General features: G+C 50.5%; 12 protein-coding genes. 11 read left to right on the top strand and 1 reads right to left on the bottom strand.

Features of this window, described 5'->3' with window-relative positions; translation table 11 throughout:
- The 10 genes from ACFOMG_RS12765 (at position 1) to ACFOMG_RS12720 (ending at position 21,866) form a co-directional block, all read left to right on the top strand.
- Complete coding sequence (locus ACFOMG_RS12765) at positions 1 to 8,994, top strand: lectin-like protein (protein ID WP_376867082.1); 8,994 nt, start codon at positions 1 to 3, stop codon at positions 8,992 to 8,994.
- Complete coding sequence (locus ACFOMG_RS12760) at positions 8,991 to 10,439, top strand: hypothetical protein (protein ID WP_376867081.1); 1,449 nt, start codon at positions 8,991 to 8,993, stop codon at positions 10,437 to 10,439. Before ACFOMG_RS12765 ends, ACFOMG_RS12760 begins: the two co-directional genes overlap by 4 nt.
- Positions 10,436 to 10,948, top strand: a complete 513-nt coding sequence (locus ACFOMG_RS12755; protein ID WP_376867080.1) for a DUF6160 family protein — start codon at positions 10,436 to 10,438, stop codon at positions 10,946 to 10,948. Before ACFOMG_RS12760 ends, ACFOMG_RS12755 begins: the two co-directional genes overlap by 4 nt.
- 7 nt (positions 10,949 to 10,955) lie before the next feature.
- On the top strand, positions 10,956 to 12,140 hold the full coding sequence (locus ACFOMG_RS12750) for a hypothetical protein (protein WP_376867079.1): 1,185 nt from the start codon (positions 10,956 to 10,958) through the stop codon (positions 12,138 to 12,140).
- Between the two features lie 333 nt (positions 12,141 to 12,473).
- Positions 12,474 to 14,069 carry an isocitrate lyase gene (locus tag ACFOMG_RS12745; RefSeq protein ID WP_376867078.1) on the top strand — a complete coding sequence of 532 codons (1,596 nt, stop codon included), beginning with the start codon at positions 12,474 to 12,476 and terminating at the stop codon, positions 14,067 to 14,069.
- A gap of 397 nt (positions 14,070 to 14,466) precedes the next feature.
- Positions 14,467 to 16,689, top strand: a complete 2,223-nt coding sequence (locus ACFOMG_RS12740) for an OmpA family protein (RefSeq protein ID WP_376867075.1) — start codon at positions 14,467 to 14,469, stop codon at positions 16,687 to 16,689.
- Positions 16,690 to 16,698: 9 nt separating this feature from the next.
- Complete coding sequence (locus tag ACFOMG_RS12735; RefSeq protein WP_376867074.1) at positions 16,699 to 17,394, top strand: response regulator transcription factor; 696 nt, start codon at positions 16,699 to 16,701, stop codon at positions 17,392 to 17,394.
- Between the two features lie 3 nt (positions 17,395 to 17,397).
- Positions 17,398 to 18,426: a FecR domain-containing protein gene (locus tag ACFOMG_RS12730; protein ID WP_376867072.1), complete on the top strand. Its 1,029-nt coding sequence runs from the start codon at positions 17,398 to 17,400 to the stop codon at positions 18,424 to 18,426.
- Positions 18,426 to 20,936: a CHASE2 domain-containing protein gene (locus ACFOMG_RS12725; RefSeq protein WP_376867070.1), complete on the top strand. Its 2,511-nt coding sequence runs from the start codon at positions 18,426 to 18,428 to the stop codon at positions 20,934 to 20,936. Before ACFOMG_RS12730 ends, ACFOMG_RS12725 begins: the two co-directional genes overlap by 1 nt.
- Positions 20,937 to 20,975: 39 nt before the next feature.
- On the top strand, positions 20,976 to 21,866 hold the full coding sequence (locus tag ACFOMG_RS12720; RefSeq protein ID WP_376867069.1) for a diacylglycerol/lipid kinase family protein: 891 nt from the start codon (positions 20,976 to 20,978) through the stop codon (positions 21,864 to 21,866).
- Here the strand turns inward: ACFOMG_RS12720 and ACFOMG_RS12715 are convergent.
- Complete coding sequence (locus ACFOMG_RS12715) at positions 21,853 to 22,221, bottom strand: DUF3060 domain-containing protein (protein WP_376867068.1); 369 nt, start codon at positions 22,219 to 22,221, stop codon at positions 21,853 to 21,855. The genes ACFOMG_RS12720 and ACFOMG_RS12715 overlap by 14 nt on opposite strands.
- 168 nt (positions 22,222 to 22,389) lie before the next feature.
- Here ACFOMG_RS12715 and ACFOMG_RS12710 point away from each other — a divergent pair, with 168 nt between their 5' ends.
- Positions 22,390 to 23,838: a glyceraldehyde-3-phosphate dehydrogenase gene (locus tag ACFOMG_RS12710; RefSeq protein ID WP_376867067.1), complete on the top strand. Its 1,449-nt coding sequence runs from the start codon at positions 22,390 to 22,392 to the stop codon at positions 23,836 to 23,838.
- The last annotated feature ends 311 nt before the right edge of the window (positions 23,839 to 24,149 follow it).

Genomic DNA, 24,149 nt, shown 5'->3' with positions numbered 1-24,149 from the left:
ATGAATAATAAAAAAACAATTCTCATTGCGCTGAGTTCTTTTGTTCTGAGTTTTTCTGCTCAGGCGATTCAGAATAATGCGGGTTTGGACGTCTGGTATGACGCCGATGGTTTTCAGGCCGATGGCAGCACGAATAATCTTTGGAATAGTGGAGAGCCGAACGATTCCAGTGGTGAGGACTGCGGTGTATTGCTCTCCAATGGCACATTTAACGATGCCGACTGCGGCGGTTCTCGCCGGGTATTATGCTTCAATGGCTCGCAGTGGCAGCTCAGCGCTGCAGCAACCAATATGGGCCCAGAAAATAATGCGAATAACGATTTTGGTGGTGCTGCGGTAGCTTGTCCTGCTGGTTATCAGTTTGCCGCACCGACCAATCCGGATGAAATTGCTGAGGTGCAAGCGCAGCTGGGTGCCATTAACGACGTGTGGGTCAATCTGTCGGACAAAGCTCAGGAGGGACGCTGGCGCGCCAATATCGGTGTTACCGTTAAACGGCCTTCTGTCGAAGCATCAAAAGATACGCTCAACTTGTGGGCGCCTGGCGAGCCAAATAATTCCGGCGATTGTGGTCAGATTTACACCAGTGGCAGTGCCGCCGGGTTCTGGGATGATGCTGGCTGTTCGGGCAGTGCAAAAGTTGCCTGTTACAACCCGGTTAACGAAGAATGGCGCGTAACGGCTGGCTCTTACAATATGGGCAACAATGATACGGTTGGGAATGGTGCTGCCACGACCGCATGTAGCACAGAGTTTGGTGCTGGTTTTGAATTCTCGGCCCCTAAGTCGTTGGCTGATACGCAAGCTATTGACGCTGCCAGTAATGATCCATCGGTGTGGATTAATCTGCAGGATAAAGAAAAAGAAAATATCTGGGTGTTTAATCAGGGCACCGCGTTTGGAGCTTCTCCATGGTTGTCCGGGCAGCCTGATAATTCCGGTGATTGTGTCGCTGCTACCGGCAGCAGCGGTGACTGGAATGATCTTGCTTGTGCGAATTCATTTCAGCTGGCTTGCCAGAATCGCCAGACTAAGGCATGGCAGCTGGCAGCCGCGGCGCCGTTTGGTGAGCTTGCAGAAATGCAGCGTTTGTGCGCAGCGTTGGGTAAAGACTACGAATTTGCGGCGCCAGAAACTGACGCCGAAGTTGCAGCACTGAATGGTGCGCGTACGCTAGCGAACGATACGGTCTGGGTCAATGCAAACGATCAACAGTTTGAAGGCTTTTGGCAGATAAACTGGGGTAAAGAAAACTGGGCCCCAGGACACCCAGTCGACCCTGTCAATAATCAGTGCGCACAAGTGCGCATCAGTGATGGTAAGTGGGTATCCGCTGACTGTGAAAGCCGCGCGAGGATTTTATGTTCGGATGGTAACGGCTGGCGTCTTGGCAATGAAAATATTCATCAATATACCAATACCGCTTTGGTGGCTTGTCCTAGGGTAAATGGTCTGACAAACCGCTGGCAGTTGGCGACCCCTCGTAGCAAGGGTGAGGTAGAGGTTGTGTCACAGTATGTACAATCTCAGTCTGGCAGTGATACCGCCTGGTTAAATGGTCGTTATTTAAAAGATGTTGGCTACTGGTCATGGAATAGCGATGAGGGCCCCTATTTACGGGGCGGTGATTTAAGTGCACCAGTGTGGTACGACGTTTATGACGGACAGGATCGCCGAGATCCAACAACCGTTGCCTATTACGAGCAAAATCGCAACTTTCAGTACTCCGATGCCGCTCCTGGAACACCGGGTGGAAATAATGAAGAGCGGTTGTTTAATCATATCTTGTTTTTGAACACTAAAGCATTTGCGTACTGGAATGCTGGCGAGCCGAACTTCAGCGGCCGTTGTACGCAAATGTATATTGATAACGAAGGGAAGTGGGATGACACTACCTGTAATACCCGCTATAAGGTTGCCTGTAGCGATGGCTATGAATGGCGTATTTCCCCGGTTCCCGCCCAGGTGAATCCAGCGGGTAACTCCACTGACACTACAGAGAATATTGATCTGGCACAGCAAGCGTGCGCCTTAATTGAAAAAGACGGCGTGGCGGGGAATTTTAAATTTGCTGCACCGCTGTCATTTGTCGAAAGTTTACGACTGCAGAATCTGGCACAAAAAGAAGGTGTTAACCGAATCTGGATCAATGTTCAGAGTCTGCGTTTTGAGGGAACTTGGAAATACAATAAAGACGCCGATATCGTTGCTCCGTTCTGGAATGCCAATGAGCCTAACAACGCTGGTGGTAATGAAGACTGTGCTGAATTAACGACCTCGGGTTTATGGAACGATGCCGCTTGCTCAGGGCAGCGAGCACTTGCTTGTTTCGACCCTTATGACGGTGTTAATGGCCGTTGGCAATTAACCGCTTCATCAAACTATGTTGGCAATGACATTGTTGCTGCCAATCTGGCCTGCGAGCAAATTGGTAGCCGCTATAAATATTACGCGCCGGTTAATCTGTCACAAAACAATGATCTGGCAGGTGTTCTGGCTGGCGCATCGGTTTGGATTAATGCCAATGACATCAAGCAGGAAAATGCCTGGGTACTCAATTCCGAGCTGAATAACTGGGATTTGGGCCAACCAGCGACAGCCGCTTCTGGAAATTGTGTTTCTGCCAATGCCCAGTCCTCGTTGTGGCAGGTTCGTGACTGTTCTGTCGCACTTCCGGTTGCGTGTTCCACCGGATCTCGCTGGGTGTTTACAAATACGGCGGTCAGTTTGGCCGACTTTGGTGAAGCTCAGCGCCAGTGTGATGCTCTTGGTGAAGGGGTATTGTTTGCAGCGCCTAAAAACCCGATTCAGTTTGATAGTTTTCGTTATTACGCGGAACAACAAGGGCTGGGTGGCGACTTCTGGATCAACGGTTATCGCCAGGACAACGGCAATAACTGGAACTGGAATATTCAGCAATTGTATGTTCCGGCCTGGGGCGCGGATGAACCGGATGGTAACAGCAGTGAAACCTGTGCGACTTTGTCTGCTGCTAACTGGGCCGATCAGGCGTGTGGTGGCAATTTTAAATATTTATGTCGCGACAATGCCGGCAACTGGGCGGTATCAAATATTTCGGGAGCGTTGACGGATTTTGCTGAGGGCGTCAGTGCCTGTAGTGACCTGGGTGCTGGCTGGGTGTTTGCTGCACCTGAGACATACAATCAAAACCTTGCCGCACGCGAAGTGGTGGCCGCTGAAGGTGGTCAGGTGTGGGTTAATGCAACCGATGCACTGAAAGAAGGTAAGTGGTTATTAAATGCCGCCAGTATTGGCTCGACAAACTCCATTGGCGCTAATTACAGCAATTGGTTAAATAATTCTCCTGGCAATGACGTAAGTAGCAATCCGCTTGGTGAAGACTGTGCATACCAGGACAATAACGGACAGTGGTCGGCTATTAGTTGTTCGGTTGCCGATAATTACCCATGGGCTTGCACCGACGGTACTAACTGGCGGGTTACATCTGTGAGAGGTCGTATTCAGCAATTTTCTGATGGTCATAAGGCGTGCTTTAATGAGTTTGGTAGTCGTTACATTTTTGCTGTTCCTTTGTCTAAAGATGATGCGATCCAACTCGATTTTGCTCGTAAATTGTCTGCGCAGGAAAATAATCTAGCCGTCAACCGTGTATGGCTGAACCTGACCGATGGTGGGAATGAGGGGGTGTTCCGTTACAATTTACCATTTGTAAACTGGTCTGGTGCTGAATATCCGCCTGGAGTGGAACCGATTAATAATTGTGTTCGGAAAGGAGCAACTCCGATTGGGAGTAATAATGCGTGGCAGGTTGTTGATTGCGTAACACAGGCTGCCCACTATGCTTGTTTCAGTGGTTCCAGCTGGAAAATTGCTACCTCAGAAGGCGCTTTGATCGGCGGTTCGTTACAGATTATTCCGCAAATCGGTAAAGACTACTGGTCATACGAACGTGGCAACCAATTGTGTAAAGAGCAACACGGTTCTGAATATTATTTCTCTGCCCCGGTCACGGCCGCGGAGGAATTAGCACTCGATAAAGCCATTCGTAACGCTGATGCACAGACTCGTAATACCTGGATTAATTATTACTACGTTCGTTCTCTGGTGTCGGACAACAATCGCTGGTTCGCAGACCGTGTAACGTTGGGGAACTGGCAGAAAACCGAATTTGATAACTTCAGTGGCTCAGACTGTGCAGCGCTTAAAAAGCAAACCGATACTCATGCCGTCTGGCAGGATGCACAGTGTAATAGTACTCAGCTGTCTTATGCGTGCCTCAATCTTAATGATGCCAGCTGGCAGATTACGCCAACAACCGGTAACTGGAGCAAAGGTTTTGAAGTGTGTGAGGCGTCAGGTGGTTTATATGCCGCTCCTCGCTCCGCCGATGAGCTGAATACACTGTTAGCGGGTTTAGCGATACAGGGCAGTGTATGGGTGAATGCAACCGATACCGCAGTTGAATCGCAGTGGATTGTAAACCGGTTACGTTCTGCCTGGTGGGATGAAAATGAGCCGCGTAATAATGGCAATAAAGATTGTGCGGTAGTCGATCCAGCCAGTGGTTTATGGCAAGCAGAGAAATGCAACACTCAGGAATACCCGTTTGCCTGTCGCGTCGTGAATGGCAGCAATGTGGAATGGCGAATTTCTGCAGCCAAAGGGTTGTGGAGCCAGGGGTTTGGTGTCTGTGCGCGTGAATTTGAAGGGTTCGAATTTATGGCGCCGGTGGGTTATGGCAATACTCTGGCGAAGTCAGAACAGGAGGCCTTGGCTGCGTTGGTCACCACAACGCCGGTATGGATTAACTACAGCGATCAGGATATCGAAAGCGCCTGGCGCACCGAGCGGGCCTACAGCGACTGGGGAGTCGCATCGCTGCTCGATGAGCAAAATGACTGTGGCTATTTTGACCGTGTCACTCAGGGAGCGGGCACCTGGTATGCCGACCGTTGTAAATATACGTCGGCCAGTCCGATTGAACGTGGTTTTGCCTGTACGGATGGTTATGAATGGCGTTTGGTACAAACAACAGCGAGCAGTGATCAGCGCTGGTCCGCCGGGTTTGATGCCTGCCAAGCGCTCGGTAGTGAGTGGGTATTTTCAGCGCCGGCTGACGGTGTTGATAACGCCAAGCTGAAACTGGCTCTGGAGTTGGAAGGCCAGTCCCAGGTGTGGATCAATATTCAGGACCGTACCGGTGAAGGCGAATGGCAGATTAACGGACCTCAAACCAATTTCCCGATCGAAATTGAGGTAGTGGCCGACACAACCGTTTCAGAACAGACCAGCAATATTGAGCTGCGCGCCAATTTAACCGACGACGAAGAGCAACCAATCCCGGCTGTTGCAGCCGGTGTTCTGGGTTGGGAGTTAGTAGAAGCAGAAAGTGATCTGGGCGGATTTAGCGTCGCCGATTTCTCCCTGACAACAGCCGTACTAAGCGGCGATACTGCAAATGGTTCTGGTGTTCTGACGGCGACATACAATACGCCAAGGCTGTTCAAAAATGACCTGACACTGGTATTCCGTGTATTCACGACCGATACCAAGCCCGGACCAAGTGCTGAGGTCAAAACCTCTGAAGCACGAGTGGCCGTGACGGTTAAGGCGCCACTGATCGCAGCCTATAACTTCGACGACCCGAATGCTGTTAATCGTGATGTGTCGGGTAACGGCCGTGATGCCTTTAATACTCAGGCGCACCCATTACCGCCTGTGGCTAATGGCGCTCTGCAGTTCTCCGCCAACAGCGCGATGCGTGTTGCCGGTAAACAAACGGATCCGATCAATGGTCTGGAGTTACCACTGAATGAGTACGCGCTGGCGTTCCGCATCAGCATTGAAGAAGATTTTGATGACGATGGCGAAACTGCAAACTTCCGCGGCATTTTGCAAAAGGGTGCTCTTGGCGAGCCTGATCGTCGTCAGCCCGGGATTTTCTTACGTCCGGATAGCAATAAACTGCACGCCCGTAGTTCCACCAACGTCAATTTTAATCGGGGACTGTATCAATCATCGGAGCCGGATTATGTTACCGGTTCGCCGGATGAGCCGGAGGTGGCTGTTCGTCAATGGCTGAACGTTATTTACGTCAAACGTGCCGGTGGCTTTGATGTGTACGTTGATGATATGACCAGTGCCAATGCGCTGATCAATTATGACTACCCATCGGGTGAAAATGCAGTGAGCAACGACGATGACTTATGGTTTGGTTTGACCCCGGATGTGGTTGCCTCGTTTGTTGGCAGCATGGACGATATCTTTATTTTTGACCGTGCGCTGAATGAGAACGAGCGTATAAATCTGTTTGATATCGCACCACCTGTGGGTGAAGTCGCTTATGTTGTTGATGCCAGCTCGGCGAATGAAGATGCGGGGACAATAACGGTTGAAGTGGAACGTCGTCGTGGCTATCGCGGCGCCTTCAGTGCGACTTTCAGCCTGAATCCCAATGCACCAACCACGGCAACCGTAGGTGATGTACTGAATGTTGCGGCCGTAGATGCCGGGCTGGTTGACTCCGGTACTGCGGTTAACAGTGTGACACTGGATTGGACACACCAGGAAAAAGGCAGCAAACCATTTACCATTCAGCTGGATGCCATGGATGATGGGTTGCGTGAAGGTGCGGAGCGGGTTGACGTTGTCATTGATTCCGCGACGGATGGACAAATCTCTGACGATAACCGTCATATCCTGACTCTGAACGATGTTACACCTAACCCGAACGGTAACTTCTCGGTCTATCGCTTATCGTCTCCGGCTGAGCTGGCCGATTACAGCAGCGTGAAAGTAGCGAATCCGGTTGTACTGGAAACCGAGAGTGCGCCTCAGTACCTGTGTGTGGTGCGTGAGAGTGGTGGTGTTGGTGAAGTTGCGGTGAGTTATACACTGGCAGGCAGTGCATCACGGGGTGCCGATGCGGTGAATGACGACTACAACCTGGTTGCAGGTAGCAATCGTATTGTACCACCGGCCGGTGCTTCGGTGAGCGGGCAGCTACTGTTTGCCGATGGTGACCAAAGCCCTCGTTGTTTCGAAGTTTCGGTGTACAACCATGCGGCCGAAATTGGCGAAGCGGACCGCACGATTGATGTCCAGCTGACGTCTGTTAGCCCAACGAACAGCAGTGATACCCCGGTACTGACGCAGGATCGCAATGCTAATATTGTGATTCGAGATTATGCCGTGGGTAAAATTGAATTTGCCGCAGCGTCCGGCACCTGTTGGGAGCCTAATGGCGCTGACGCTTGTTCAGTTGTCAGCGGTGATAACTGTTTGCCGGATACCATTGAGAGTCAGTTTAATGAACTGGATGCCTGTGAAGTGACAGTCGTTCGTTCTGGCACCGGTACCCAGGCACCTGCGCAAACGGTTACGCTGGATATCTCGGCATTGACCGCGAATAATGACTTAACCGGTTCGGATATTACTCTCAATTTCCCAGCCGTCTCTCCATCGTCGCCGGCGACCTCAGCTACAGAAACTCAGGTGGTGCAGCTGTCGGTGGTGACTGATAACAGCCAGGAGCCACTGGATGAGGTGGGCACGCTGACTCTCACCGGCACCCCGGCCGACCTCGGCAGTCAAACCAGTTATGACCTGACGATTAAGGATGTTACCACCCCGGCGGTGATCAGTATTGATAGCAAACCCGACCTGGCCGGAAAGAATTACCAGATTGAAGATGGCCAGTCGTTTGATATCGACGTCACACGTGGTGGTAATTCTGACACGGAATTCACTCTGACTAGCGAGCTGACCACTAGCAAAACCGGCAACTGTGATATTACTGATTTGCTCGACTTTACTGCTGGCGATTTTACCGCAGTGACAAGCACGCAGGATTTTGCACGCAGCGGCGTAAACCAGTCCTGGCAGGTTAAACCTCGTAAGGTTTATGACCTGGGTGAAAATTACACCGTATCGCTAACGTTATCGAATCCGGTGTTGGGCGCTGAAAATGTGTCCCGCGTGGTGGGTTTTGGTAGTGCGGCTAACGCCAATGATGCCAGCCCTTCTACGGTGCGAACTTTTACTATTGGTGGCGATGACAGTGGCGCCATTAACGGAGCGCAGCCTGCGCCTGCAGTCAAGGTGAATAGCGACACAGAAGATATCTATGTATATCAGGATCTGTCATGCGCTAACACTGACCCTGACCCAGTAGCTAATTGTAACCGGGTTAACGATACCTTCTATGCGGTATCAAAAAAATTGGCGCAGCGCGCTAAGGTGACGGTAGCACTGACGTTGCCCGCGGTACCCGGTCTTACGATTCATAACAAAGACTGCGCCGTTGGGCGAGCATATTATCGTTGGTACGAAGTTAGTGACGCTGGTGTTGAATCACCTTTAGAGCTAACCACTCTTGATGCCGCTGGTCAGAAAGCCAATGTCGGTATGATGGTAACAGCCGGTAGCCTTTCTGGGTGGGTGGATATACAGGAGCTGGTTGAAACTCCAAAGGAAACTGGTGAATTAACCATTACGCTACCATACACTTATACCTCTGATGTTAGTAAAAACCTTCGAGTAAAAGTCTGGTATGGCTCAAATATACAGTCATCAATTAATGATGCGGTTGCTATAACTGACGTTGACCGGACTTTAACTGTGAAGCCAAGGTGGCGAGAAATAAAAGTCCGTCAGGGACAGTGCCTCAGGGGCAGGAACTCTGGAAGCGGTTATGCTGGACAGAGCTGTGGTAGTGGTGAGTTAAGCGCCTTGTGGACGATTAATCCAGTGAATAACTTTATATACAACCGCGAGGATTATCGTTGTACTAAAGGTAATAATAGTGCGTATGCAAACGTTTTAAATGCAACTACTGATTGTAGTGATGCCAATGCTTGGCGGATATTTGATCAAACTAACTCTGAGTTTCGTGTATTTCATCCAACCGGTAATAGGCGTTGGTGTACTACTGGTGTTGGTAACGTTTTACAAATGCTAAACGGTATTTGCGGTGACGCTGATGAGTACTTCTTATGGGGTAATGACCAATGAAAATAATTACAACACCGTTGCTTTTTTTGCCCTTCACTACTGTTGCATTGCAAGCGCTGGATGAAAACGAGTTATCCAACGTCACCGGCGAAGGCCTGGGTGCCACCTTTGATAACGTTGTGCTGTATTCTGAAGACTTGGGCAGTCCAAACGACTTCGAGTTAAACCTGTTTCTGGATGATCAGGGCTTTGGCGGAAATTATTTGCGCTTTAGTGAGCTGCGTTTAAATAAGTCTGGAGCAGAACCCGGTCAGGCCGATTCTGGCGGGCAATTCGGTACGTATACTGATCCGTTTTTTATAGGCCTGCTCCTGGATGTTAACGAAAGCTACAGCTCTTTGCATGATCATGATGGCGATCCGGGGACTGGTTTTGTCAATATGCCACGCTCTCACACCGCCTTGTACACCGGCTTTCCGGCGGCGAATGAAGTTCAGAAAGAGCGTAGCTTTTTCTACTATTCTCGTAGTGACCTGGGTGGACTCGACGATGAAGCCCGCTATCGCGGCAATCCGGATGGTTTCTTCTCATCCGCCAATAACGTCAATGTTGGTAACTTTTTTACCTTGGCAAATAACTTCGATAGTTACCTAGCCGAACAGGAAGCGGTGCTCGACCAGGCGACGGATAAATTTGATCTGCATTTACGCATAGATTCGATCAACGATAGCAACCGTAATCTAGATGCTGAAGATCAGTTCCTGGCCAGTATCGATCTGGAAGGCTTCCGCTTATACGGTACGGAAACCTTTATATGGTCACACTCACGTAAAGGTCAGGAAGATGCCGGTATTAATCGCGCCGGTGAGATCATTATGGCCGATTATGGTTTAGCTATTGCAACCAGTGTTGGGCTGCGCGCCGATAAGCTGACCATCAATGCTGACCCACAAGGTCTTGCGACCAGTGCCTTGTCGGCCGAAGGCGTTGATGTATACCTGCCGCTTGGCACAATCGATCAGCCAATGACCATCAGCACGGTGCAGTTTCAACAGCAATATCGCGGAGAGTGGCTAACCGATGGTAATGGCAATCGGGTTGCCAGCTCGCTAGCGCCAGCATCAACACAACTGCGCTTAGAGATTGCGCCCCTACCTCAGCAGGCGATTCAGTCTGAGCGCGGCCATATCTATATTCAGCAACTGTCGTTTGGTAACACGGTGGACGCGGATGGCAACCGAATTGTTGACGATGAAGTGGTCACCGGCTACGAAGACATCTATTTGCGTAACAGCAATGGCGAAATCGTAGAGACGGTGGATGATGTGCAACATGTGGCTTTTGTTCCCAAAACGGTGACCTATAACGAACAGGTGAAGATCTACAACGAAGCCAATCCAACAACGCCGATCCCTTATATTCCCAACGAAAATACCCTGGAAATTAAAGGGCTGGAAATTCAGCGTTTGGTGATTACCACTCAGGACTTGGATTTAACACGATGAAAAAAATAATAATAACAACCGTGGCCATGCTGGGCTCTTACGCTTGCTGGGCTGATCTTAAGCCGATGGCCGAAGACGAATTGCAGGCACAGACCGGGCAGACTGGTATTACGATCAGTGCCAAGATGGAATTCGGTGAAGATACCCGTATCAGCTACAGTAATACGGATGCCAGTTTTTCGGATTCGCAGGAAACCTGGTTAGTGATGGATCAGATTACTGGTTCTATCGAGATGAAAGGCCTTAAAATTGATCTTAAAGATGGTCTCGGTCCACAGCAGGATAAAAGTGCTTTGGTTATGACTCTGCCGGAAGAGGTTCTGTTCGATCATTATGCGATTGAGGGGGTTTACGTTGGTCTTGATAAAGATGTTGATCGTTCCGGTGCTAATACCGGGCAACACGTCTTTCTGATGGGAGTGGACGTGGATGGTGTCTTGTCTATGCCTGCGGAAACCAAAATCAATATTTTCCCGGCGGAAAAGCCGGTGATTAATGGTTTGAATTAAGGAGGCTATGATGAAATTCATTTTTGTTATGTTGTTTACTTTATGTGCCTCCTACTCATTTGCGGCACTTGAGCCGATGACCGAAGCGACAATGTCTGGCACTTATGGTCAGGCCATTTTTGAAGTCAGAGACCAGGCGGTTGAACAGGCGGATGGCTCCTCTTTAAATATGCTGCGATTAACAATGGGCGCCCATGTCGAAATTAACGCAAATATTGAAGAGTTATCTTTGGGACGTTACTGGCGTCCTGAAGGCACAAACTGTACTGGCGGTGCGGGTGGCGACAAGGTGTGTTACAACAATATTGTCCCTGAAAGTTACAATGATAATATTAACTGGGCTTGTACTGCTAAGCCGTGTGGCTCTATTGGCCTGGATTCAGCTAATTATTTGTCATCTGACTTAACTCACGACATCGGTGAGGAGTCGTTTTTTAATAAATCGATCTTTCCGGCGGGGTTTGAGCCAGACTCCGGCGTAGATGTGAAGTTACGTCATTTGACTATGGGGCAGGTGCGTGATGATGATGGTGATGGTGTTTTTGAGCTGATTCCTTTAGTTCAGGAAAACCCTTATTTTGAATTCGCCTTTGATGAATCTTCTGGTGCACGAAAACTGGTTGGTTTTCGCCTGGGGTTTGAAGACAGCTTTGGTTATCAGGGCAATGCTATTGATGTAATTTCTGGCTTTATCCGGCCGTCAATTACAGTGGATGCAAAGTTATTTGGGGCCATTAATGTTGGTCAGATTTTCCTGGAAACTCAGCTTGGCGGTGTGAGAACCATTGGCTGGATTGATGCCAATACGACGTTCCTGAAAGGCACCACAGGTTTGACTGGCTTATTGATTGGCAGCGAAGAGGATCTGGAGAGCCAGTCATCTCATGCGCAGCTTTATCCGGTACAGTCGAACTACCTGAATCATTCACCGGCGTTCTTTTTCTCCGCCGGTACTCGTTCGATTACCTGGAGTGAAGTGGGTGGCTTTACTCCTGCGGCTTCCCAGCCCGGTTTTTGGCTGAATCTGGGGGGGGATGGGGCGCTGATCGCTGAAACGCAGAAAGGCAGTCACCCTATTAATTATTATCCGGGCCATAGCTATGGTCAGGGTTATCGAGATGGGATAGGTAGCAGTGCAAACATTCAGAACTACAACAACGCCCAGCCCAGTTGGTCTGAGACTTACCAATAGTTAATATTTTTGTATGAATAGCACTTAAAGCCACCTGTTTCAGGTGGCTTTTTTGTTGCTGGCCAGGTGGTCGTCTTCTGGTCGACAGTACGCCTGGAGAAGGCAGCTGTTTTCAGGTCGTTTTACCGCTCGGCTGACCCCCGCTTGTTGTGTTTCTGCAGCATCGGTAAAGTCTCGGCTCATTCTCTCAGGTTTATTCAGCTCAGAAATAGTAGGTATACATACTATTGATTTCAATTATGGGGGGGAACTCTCTAGTATTCGCTGCAGTTAGCATTCGCCCATGCCGGGAAATGCCGATATCTCCAACAACCCACTTTGAAGGATTGACTCATGTCAGCTTATCAAGACGACATCAAAGCGGTATCAGCGCTGAAAGAAGCAGCTGGTAGCCCTTGGGACGCTATTAACCCAGAATCTGCAGCTCGCATGCGCGCTCAGAACAAATTCCAAACTGGTCTGGATATCGCTCGTTACACTGCCAAAATCATGCGTGAAGACATGGCAGCGTTCGACAAAGACAAGTCTCTGTACACTCAGTCTCTGGGTTGCTGGCACGGTTTCGTAGGTCAGCAAAAGCTGATCTCTATCAAAAAGCATTTCGGTACTACTAAGCGTCGTTACCTGTACCTGTCTGGCTGGATGGTTGCGGCTCTGCGTTCTGAGTTCGGTCCTCTGCCTGACCAATCTATGCACGAGAAAACTGCAGTAGCGTCTCTGGTTAACGAACTGTACACCTTCCTGCGTCAGGCTGACGCTCGTGAACTGGGTGGTCTGTTCCGTGCTGTTGATGCGGCTCGTGAAGCTGGCGATGCGGCTAAAGAAGCTGAACTGCAAGCTCAGATCGACAACTACGAAACTCACATCGTGCCTATCATTGCTGATATCGATGCTGGTTTCGGTAACGCTGAAGCCACTTACCTGATGGCTAAGCAAATGATCGAAGCGGGTGCTTGCTGCCTGCAGATCGAAAACCAGGTTGCTGACGAGAAGCAATGTGGTCACCAGGACGGTAAAGTGACCGTTCCACACGCTGACTTCCACGCTAAGCTGCGCGCTCTGCGTTACGCATTCCTGGAGCTGGGCGTTGACGACGGTGTTATCGTTGCACGTACTGACTCTGAAGGCGCAGGCCTGACTAAAGAAATCGCTGTTGTTCGTGAGAAAGGCGATCAGGGTGACGTTTACAACTCATTCCTGGACGTTGAAGAAGTTAACGTTGAAGACGTTAAGAACGGCGACGTACTGCTGAACCGTGACGGCAAGCTGGTTCGTCCTAAGCGTCTGCCTTCTGGTCTGTACCAGTTCCGTCAGGGCACTGGCCACGAGCGTTGCGTATTCGACTGTATCGAAGCTATCAACGCTGGTGCTGACCTGCTGTGGATCGAAACTGCAGTACCGACAGTACACGAAATCAAAGGCATGATGGACGAAGTACGTAAAGTACACCCAGATGCGAAACTGGTTTACAACAACTCTCCATCATTCAACTGGACGCTGAACTTCCGTCAGCAAACCTATGATGCATGGGAAGCTGAAGGTAAAGACGTTTCTGCATACGATCGTGCAAACCTGATGTCTGCTGAATACGACGACTCTGAGCTGTCTGCTGCTGCTGACGCTCGCGTTAAGACCTTCCAGGCGGATACTTCTCGCGAAGCGAACGTATTCCACCACCTGATCACTCTGCCGACTTACCACACGACTGCACTGTCTGTGGACAACCTGGCTAAAGAGTACTTCGGTGACCAGGGTATGCTGGGTTATGTTGAAGGCGTACAGCGTAAAGAGATCCGTCAAGGTATCGCTTGCGTTAAGCACCAGAACATGGCTGGCTCCGACATGGGCGACGACCACAAAGAATACTTTGCTGGTGAGAACGCTCTGAAAGCCGGTGGTGCTAAGAACACTTCTAACCAGTTCTCTTAAGATCTGATTAGTTGTTCTTAAAGAAGCGGCCTACGGGCCGCTTTTTTTATGCGCGCTTGTTATCCATTGCCTTTTATCTTGTTATCTCAGCCGCTTGTGTAACTTTGTGGTTCAGACATGATTGGAACGCTTGTAAAGCGTAACTGTATGATAAACTGCGCCATTCGTTTGTTTGCATCCGGTTGTATTACTATCGGTTTATCGACATAAAATCCTGGCTTGTTACCTGTGTGGCCGGGTTGTAACAAAAGGTTGGTATTGCGTGTTCAGAAAACTCTTTGTGGCAATGGCGTGTTGTGCGGCCCTGAATGGTCAGGCTAACGAGACGCCGCTTAATCTGGATGATAATGCTGATGGCATTTGCAACAGCGGCTACAGAGAGCCGTCGGAAGTTTGTATGCCGGCTCCTCGTGCAGGACTGGATTCTGATAGTGATGGCATCTCGGATGAAAACGAAGGTGTTGGTGAGCTGACTAACGCGGACTGGCGTTATGATGCCGCAACCATGGATCAGGATAATGATGGTGTGCCGGATTATCTGGACCCGGATGATGATGGCCCGGGCCCGGGTGATTCTGACGGCGACGGCATTGATGACAAAATTGAATGTGGCGCTTTTCCCTGTCGTAACACCGATAGTGACGGTGCTTATGATTATCGCGACCCGGATTCGGATAACGACGGTTTATCGGACGACTTTGAAGCTGATCACATCGCTGGTAATGCTGATCAGCTGGTCAGTAATCCCCTTGATATTGATGGTGATGGCTGGGCCGACTATCGCGATACTGATGCTGACAATGACGCTATCCCTGACGAAGATGAATGTTTTACGCGGGATAAAGAAGGTAAGTGTTTAAAAAACCAGGATGGGTCGCCCGCCGCTGACACGGATGGTGATGGTATTCCAGATGTTTATGATATTGATGATCGTGGCGCTTTCGGCAACCTGGTGGGCGGTGACAGCGATCAGGATGGTATCAGTGACAAAGAGGAATGTTCATCCTGGCCAGCCTGCCCGGACAGTGATACCGACGGTAAGCCGGATTACCTCGACAGTAACCTCGATAGCGATGACGACGGCATACCTGATCGCATAGAAGCCCCTGGTTTTGATTTATTAACCAATCCGCAGCAGCAGGCGCTGGATACCGATCAGGACGGTATTGCTGACTATCTGGACCTTGACTCGGATGGTGATGACATTCTTGATAAAGACGAACGTTCTGAGCCCTTTAATCCCGATCATCGCCGGGACACCGATGGCGATGGTATCCCGGATGTGGTCGACTTCGATGGCCGTTTGAACGGCAATGGTGCCGGCGGAGACAGTGATGACGATGGGGTTGCGGATGCGCTGGAATGTCCGCAGTGGCCACAGTGCCTCGACAGTAATGGCGATGGTATTTACGACTATGTCGACAGAGATTCCTGGCCACCGCCGCCGCCTGAACCGGATTATGGTGAGTTAAAAACCGGGGTTGGTCATGGTGGTGCCGTCTGGTGGTTATTGTTGCTGGCACCATTGTTGTGTTGGGTGCGTGTCGCGGACGCAGGCTCTGCCGATGACGAAGCACTGTTTGATGGCTGGTATGTGTCAGCCGGGATGGGGCGCAGTCAGTTAGAACCGGATACCAGCGGAAGTTTGTATGCTATTCAGCGTCGTGGTGACTGGGGATATCGTGTGGCTGCGGGACTGGATATCAATCACGACTGGTCATTGGATGCGTATTATGCCGACCTTGGGCAAGCTAAGCTGTCTCCTAAGGGAGAATTGAGTTATGCCAGCTATGGTGCCGGGGTGAGCGGTAATTATTGGTTGCTGGGGGGGGAGCGTTTACCAGGGAGTCTGGCATTGACGGCGCGTGCTGGTCTGAATCAGCTGAGTAATACAGCCAGTCAGCTGGATTATCGTCAGCAGTCCGCTGTGCAGCTGGCACTGGGTGCGGGCCTGGAGTTGTATTTAGCGCATAACTTCAGCGTTGCACTGCAGCTGGATTCTTTTGCTCAGGATGCCCGTTTATTAAGTCTGGTGGTCAGTAAGCGTTTTGGTCGCCAGCAGCGGTTGGTGTATGCCTTGCCAAAAGAGGACAATCGCCTGATGTTCAGTGACCTGCCGCCGCCGGGATCGGGCAGAGTGGCTGTTATTGAACCTTATGTGCTGGACTCCGATCAGGATGGGGTGCTGGATGATCAGGATCTCTGCCTGAATACTCCGCCGGCAGATGGTTTTGTTATTGATGCGGATGGCTGTGCGCCGTTTCAGGGAGTCATTGACGTCATTCGTTTTGAGGCGGCCAGTGCGCGGTTGACCGCTCCGGCCCGTGAGCAGTTGGCCATTCTGGCTGATGCTGTGCAGCGGCAGATGCAAATGGTTGCAAAATTACGCCTGCAGGTGAGGGTGCATACCGACAGCCGTGGCAGCGATCATTATAATCGCCGTTTGTCTCAGATGCGGGCTGAAGCGGTTGTGCAGCAGCTGATCCGCCGGGGGATTGCCCCGCAGCGTCTGAGTGCGCTGGGCTTGGGAGAGAGAAAGCCGCTGGCCAATAATGCTACGGCGGAAGGTCGTGAGCAGAATCGCCGGGTAGAGTTTATTCTCACCGGAACCAATGAATAGAGGTGTTGTGTGTTAATTGCTTTTCTTGAAGATGACCTGGATCAGGCCGCCAATGTCACTGCCTGGTTCGAAGAGTTTGGTTTTGAATACGAGCACTTCACTCATGCCCAGGCGCTGTTGAAGCGCTTAAAAGACCGTAATTTTGATGCTGCTCTGCTCGACTGGGAGTTGCCGGATATGCCGGGTACTGAGGCGTTGCGTCAGATTCGCGAAAAATACCACCATGATTTACCGGTGCTGTTTTGTTCGATGCGCGACAGTGAAGAAGATGTTGTTACGGCACTGGAGTTGGGTGCTGACGACTATATGCGTAAACCACTGCTGAAAATTGAGCTGAAAGCACGTTTATCAGCGTTATTACGCCGTATTCAGGGGCCAAAAGAAGGTGATGGCCGGATTATTGAGCAGGGGCCGTATCGCTTTGACTTACAGAATCGGCAGGCATTTTGTGATGGCCGCCAGGTGGATATGACCGATAAAGACTTTGAGTTGGCGACCTGCCTGTTCGACAACATCGGACGTATTATGTCACGCAGCTTTTTACTGGATGCTGTGTGGGGAGTGTCGTCGGATTTAAATACCCGGACCGTTGATGTGCATATCAGCCGGGTGCGTAAAGCACTGGCGATTACCCCGGCCAGCGGCTTTCGCATTAAAACCATCTATCAGCATGGCTATCGGCTGGAACGGATTGATCACGGATAAATTATGATGCGTATTTTTTTGCAGCCGCTGCTGTTTTTGTCACTGTTGTTCCCGTTGTTTTCACTGGCAGAGCAGGATCAGGATGATTGGCTGTACCAGGTAAAAGTGAACGACACCATCTGGGATATCTGCAAAAACTACGTTGCCGATAGCCAGTGCTGGCGCAAGCTGGTGGATTATAACCAGATAAAAACACCAAAGTATCTGCCGCCGGATACCATTGTGCGGATACCGAAGGCCTGGCTGAAGCCTTCTCTGGCTCAGGCGCTGGTCATTGCTGTGCAGGGGGAAGTTAAGGTGTTGCGCGATGGTGAGGAAGGAGAAAAGCCGGTGACAGTGGGGGATCAGTTATCCCAGTTTGATACCATTACCGCGCGTAACGGCAGCGCTATGATTAAATTTGCGGACGATTCACGTTTGTTGCTGAAACCGAACAGTGCGGTGCGAATGCAGGGGTTGCGCTATTACCAGCGTGGTGGCATTGCCAATACTCAGCTTCGTTTGCTGAAGGGGCGGGTCAAAGCCAGTGTGGAAAAATTACGGGGTCTGGAAAGCCGTTTTGATATCGCCACACCCGCTGCTGTGGCGGCGGTGCGCGGCACAGAATTTCGGGTTGGTCTAGCCGAAGAGAGCGGCAAAGCGGTGATGGTGACGGAATTGCTTGAAGGTGGCCTGGATATGACCAACGACCAGGGAAAGCAGCGTCTGGCAGCCGGTGAAGCATTACGTGCGGTTGAAGGTGAAACGCTGCAGGCGCCGGTTAAATTATTACCTCGGCCACGTCTTGAGTTGAGTGCTGCCGAGCAGGTGGTGTTGCCTTATTCACTACGCTGGCAGCCGATTGCGGGGGCTGCTTATTATAAAGTGTCGTTGCGTCAATCCGGCTTGTTGCTGTGGGAGAACAGTACGACTGATGTGACTTATGCCATCGACCTGCCTGGTGATGGCGATTTTGAAGTGCAAATCAGCGCTGTGGATGAACAGGGCTTTGAGGGTCGGGGGCGGCGTTTACGTATAGCATCGGGTGAATAATGAACAGGAAGCATTTATTCGCTGATGGGCCGCTGATTGTTCTCGCCTTGCTGCTGATTGTGGTGGTTAACCTCAATATCAGCTGGCATTGGTCGGCGGCGACGGATCGCTTCTGGTATGACCGCCTGATGTTATTTTCCGGGCAGCAGGTCAGCGACGATATACATATTATTGAAATTGATGATCAGAGCTTATCTCTGATTGGTGACTGGCCCTGGGATCGTGCATTTCATGCTGAGTTGATTGATATTCTGACGGCCGCCAATGCGGATGTTGTGGCCTATAACCTGGCTTTTACGGCGGGTAATGCACCGCTGAATGCCAGTGATTATTTATTGGCCGATTCTATCGAGCGCAGCGGACGGGTAATTCTGCCGGTTTATTTTGGCCAGATATTTAAAAATGGTCCGCTGGAGTTGGTGTTGCCAGCCTCGGTGTTTGCTGAACATGCACATCTGGGGCACGTTAATGTGTATCTTGATCAGGATGGTGTTTATCGTCGCCTGAGTGTTAATGATGTCTATGGCAGTCATGACTGGCCGCATTTCTCTCTGGCAGCGCTGTCGGTTGCTGAGCCGAGCAAAGCTGAACGTTATCGGGCGTTCAGTTCATTGCTAATCCGTTTTGTTGATCCTGACCGTGCCTTTCGGCGCCATTCTTTTGTTGATGTGATCACCGGTGAAGTGGATCCGGCTGAGTTTTATCAGAAAAAAGTGTTTGTTGGTGTGACGGCAACCTCGATTGGTGATCCCTTGCTTACGCCTGTCAGTGCGTCGGGCACTCAGACTGCGGCAGTTGATATTAACGCCAGTATTTATCAGATGCTGGTGAACGGAGATGAAATTCAGCGCTTGCCTGCCGTGTTCAGTTATCTGGTTAATACGCTGACCATTTTTTTGCTGCTGTTGATTATTCCGCGCTTATCCATTTTTTATCAGATCGCATTTTCCCTGTTGTCGCTGCTGTTGTTACTGGTTTTGTCCTGGCTGGTGATGGAGTTTGGTTATTGGTTTCCGATAGCGGGCGTTGGTTTTGCTGTGGCATTAATCCCGTTTGCCTGGAATGCGATTCGGCTTAGCCGGCTGTTCAGTTATTTTCGTAAGGAGGCGCGATTGCTGGAGCAGCGTCGCCGGGAAGAAGTTTTCCATTTTCCGGATCAGCTGAGTTTGCAGTCTCGGGAGCAGCTGGAGCGTTTACTCGATACTCTGGCGGTAAGTCATTATCGCCTGTTAAAAGGTCGGTTACATGCGGATGAGCCGGGTTCGACCCTGGATATTCGCAAATGGCTGCCATTGGTTATCGCCGGGGAGGAATATCAGCTGGTTGTTGAGTTTCAGCATTATGGTCAGCGTGAAAAGCGCCAGTTACATTTGTTGATGCGCTGGCTGGAATCGTCTGACGTTCAGCAAGCTGAGGATGACAGCGCGGGGGTGAGCAGTGATATCTTTTCTCGCCAGTTGCAGTTGGTGCAGGGCTATCAGGACTACATTGCTGCCAGTCAGCATTTGTTTGAGTCCAGCATTCAGGGATTAAGTTCAGCCGTACTGGTGGCTGATCTCAGCGGTCATTTGTTATTTCGTAACGAACAGGCTTTCCGCTTGTTACCGGGGCAGAGTGAAAATTTATTCGAGTTGCTGGAGGCGTGTCAGTTGGCAGGACGCCTGCAGTGGCCGGAATTGTGGTGCCAGGCCATTCTGGATCAGTGCCCGGTGACGGCGGAGGCGAGGCTTGAGCCCTTTGATGTATCCATCAGTCTGCGTTGTCTGGAAGACAACAGTGCGCGGTTGTCGGTATTGGTGGTGAATATTTCTGATATCAGTCAGGTAAAACGCGCTCAGCGTGCGCGTAATGAAATGATTGATTTTATCTCGCACGATATGCGTTCTCCGATTGCTTCGCTGCAGGCGCTGGTGCGTCAGGCGGAAGCCAGTCCGGCGACGTTTTCCCGGGACGAGTTTTTACGCAAAGTGGATAGTCACAGCCGCAGGGCGCTGAATTTTGCTGAAGAGTTTCTCAGTCTTGCCAAGGTTGAGAGTGAGGAAAATATTCAGGTGTATGAAGTGGATATGTATTCGGTGTCGCAGAATGCTGCGGATACCCTGTATGAACAGGCTCGGGAAAAACACATTGAGCTGGTGCTGACGGTTGATGACGACTGCTGGGTAATGGGGAATGGTGATCTGCTGGAGCGGGTAATTCTGAATCTGGCCAGCAATGCAATTAAATACAGCCCGGAGCAGACCCGGGTGGATATTCGTATTACCGACAGCGGAGACAATATCCGGGTGGCGGTGGCTGATCAGGGAGAGGGGATTCCGGCAGATTTGCTGCCGGATTTGTTTAAATCCTTCCAGCGTGGCACGGGTGAGCGGGAAGTGAAAAGTAAAGGGTTGGGCCTGGGGTTGCGCTTTGTTGATGTGGCATTGCAGCGCCATGCCAGTCAGATACATGTGGCGTCATCGTCTTCGGGTTGCTGTTTTTATTTTGAGTTACCAAAACTCAGTTTCTGACGCGTATAATGCGCGCTTTTGTTTCTTGAGGCGGCAGGCGTGTCCCGATCGGTATTAATCATTTTTAACCCGGTATCCGGTGCCGGCAAACGAGCCCGGGTCGACGCGGTGAAGCAATATCTGGAAGCCGGTGGTGCGGAGGTTGAACTGTACCTGACGCGTGGTGCCGGGGATGCCACCACGTATCTGCAGAGTTATGCGGGTGAGCTGGATGTTGTGGTTGCTGCGGGTGGTGATGGTACTGTTAATGAGGTGGTCAACGGCCTGGTTGATCGCCCGTCGGACAGTTATCGGCTGGCTCTGATTCCTACCGGAACGACTAATGTGCTGGCGCTTGAGTTGCGGTTGCCTAAATCGCCCCGGCAGCTGGCGGATATTATTCTCGGAGAGAATACCCGGGCTGTGTACCCCGGACGGGCTAATAACCGTCGTTTTCTGCTGATGGTGGGGATTGGTTATGATGCCTGGGTGGTGGATAAGGTTAACCTGGCGCTGAAAAAGCGAGTGGGAAAACTGGCGTATGTCTGGTCAATGCTGAAGCAGTTACGCCACTTCGGTAAAAAACAGTACCGCTTGCTGGTCGATGGTCAGACTCATCTGGCTAACTCCGTGGTTATTACCAATGGCCGTTACTATGGTGGTTCCTTTGTGTTATCGCGTCAGGCTGATCTGAGTCATAAGACAACTCAGGTGTTGATGATTTCCGGTGCTAATCCGCTGACCTTTCTTGTTGCTTTGTCAGGCCTGCCGCTGGGAATTATGGAGCGTATGCCCGGTGTGGTTTCCGTCGCCGCGCGCCGTGTTGAGGTTGAAATACCGGGACGCCAGCAACGTGAGGCGGTGCAGGCTGATGGCGACTCTTTGGCAGAGTTGCCATTGCTGCTGGAGATGGAAGATCAGGCGTTAAATGTACTGGTTAGTAACGCGTGATGTCGTTATTGGTGCCGTTATCGGTGATTTTGATATGTGTTTGGGCATACACTTTGTTGCTGTCACCTCTGATTACAACATCACCCTTGTTACCATAGGCAATCAATGTGTTGTGATCACCATAAAGTTCAATGCGTTTTGGGGAGTTGTACATACGGATGTAGTTTCTATTTCCTGTAAAGCGATAGACTGTATCACTTTCTGCTGTGTACTGTTTGGTCGTATTGTTGTCGCTGTCACGTACAATTTTCGAGGATGCAGTGCCAATGCCACCGCTTTCCATGACATCGCCGTTGCCACCGCCACAGGCGGTCAATAACGCAGAGAATAGGATGACAGAAGTTGTTTTCAGCACGGGAAAGTCCTTTTTAGCCGTTTTTATCAGGATCTGCGTATATTATGGCGTTTGTCTGGGCTCAGGTAAATAACCTATGGTTTAAAGGCCAATAATTGTTTGTCCGGCGAAAACGGGGCATACTATGCGCCCCAAATTTGCCACTCATTATTACTGGAAGGTGAAACCGTGAGCCAAGACATGCGCGAAGCCTGTTTACAAGACTGGATGGATCGTGAAGCGATTGCTGAAGCCATGATTCCTCTGATTGGTAGTCTGTACCGTAAAAACAACGTAGTAACGGCTTTGTATGGCCGTCCTGTTGTTAATCGTTCTGTGATCGAACTGATGAAAGCGCACCGCTTTGTTCGTCATATGGAAAAACAAGAGCTGTCAGTTCATGACACCTTCCCGATTCTGCAGGCTCTGAGCGAGCTGAATGTCGCTCGTGCCCATATCGATCTGGGTAAAATGGCGGTTAAATTCCGCAATGAAGGCAACGGCCGCGATGTCAAAGACTTCGTTGCTGAAGAGTTAAAAGACGTGATTGGCCAGGCGCCGGCTGAAGGTGAAAACCGTGACGTCGTGCTGTATGGCTTCGGTCGTATTGGTCGTCTGCTGGCGCGTATCCTGATTGAAAAGTCCGGTGGCGGTAACGGTCTGCGTCTGCGCGCCATCGTTGTGCGTCGTGGTAAAGGTGATGACCTGGTTAAGCGTGCATCGCTGCTGCGTCGTGACTCCATTCATGGCACTTTCCGTGGCACCCTGACGGTCGATCATGAAAACGAAGCGCTGATCGCTAATGGTAACTACATTAAGATTATCTACGCCAATAACCCGGCTGAAATCGATTACACCCAATACGGCATCAATAATGCGCTGGTGATTGATAATACCGGCGTATGGCGTGACGAAGCTGGCCTGGGTCAGCACCTGGAAGCTAAAGGTACAGCGCGTGTGCTGCTGACCGCTCCGGGTAAAGGTGATCTGAAGAACGTGGTTTACGGCATCAACAACAATGTGATTGAGGCGAACGACAAAATTCTGTCCGCCGCTTCCTGTACCACCAATGCCATCACTCCGGTTCTGAAAGTAATGAACGATGCTTATGGCATCGATAACGGTCACGTAGAGACCGTTCACTCTTATACCAATGACCAGAACCTGATCGACAACTACCACAAAGGTGATCGTCGTGGTCGTTCGGCGCCGCTGAACATGGTTATCACGGAAACCGGTGCGGCTTCCGCAGTTGCAAAAGCCTTGCCTCAGCTGAAAGGTAAGCTGACCGGTAACGCCATTCGTGTGCCGACGCCAAACGTATCCATGGCGATCCTGTCGCTGAATCTGAACAAAGAGGTGACAGCAGAGGAAGTGAATAACTTCCTGCGTGAGCAGTCGCTGCATTCTGATGTGCAGAAACAGATTGACTGGGTCAACTCACCGGAAGTGGTTTCTACTGACTTTGTGGGTAACAGCCATGCCGGTATCGTTGATGCTCAGGCGACGATTGCTAACGGTAATCGTGTCAATCTGTACGTCTGGTACGATAACGAATACGGTTACAGCCGTCAGGTGGTTCGCATTGCGCAGCAGGTGTGCGGTGTGGATTACCCGGTATATCCGGCTCGTGGCTGATAGCTGAGTCGAATAACAAAGCCGTTGCCTGTGCAACGGCTTTTTTTTGGCTAAAATTTAGTCATTTGTGATCAGCCTGACTTCAAAAGCCACATATTCGTCGCAGCGGGGGTCTTCTACGCCAAAAGGGGCAAACAAATGCGCCCCTCATCGGTGGATTAATCATGGTCTGATCATTATACTTAGCGCGATTTTTTACTGGGAAATGGGTCCAAGTATTTGTTTCCAAATGCAAAATAGAGCAGAACTTAAACAATAGGTTCTATTCGCGTGCAGCAACTTCGGAGAGAGGGCTTTGTTGTGCGTCTTTT

Source organism: Bacterioplanoides pacificum (assembly GCF_042648445.1).
Lineage (GTDB): Bacteria > Pseudomonadota > Gammaproteobacteria > Pseudomonadales > Oceanobacteraceae > Bacterioplanoides > Bacterioplanoides pacificum.
The sequence above is the reverse complement of the archived record's forward strand: the minus strand, read 5'-3'. Positions and strand labels throughout refer to the sequence as shown.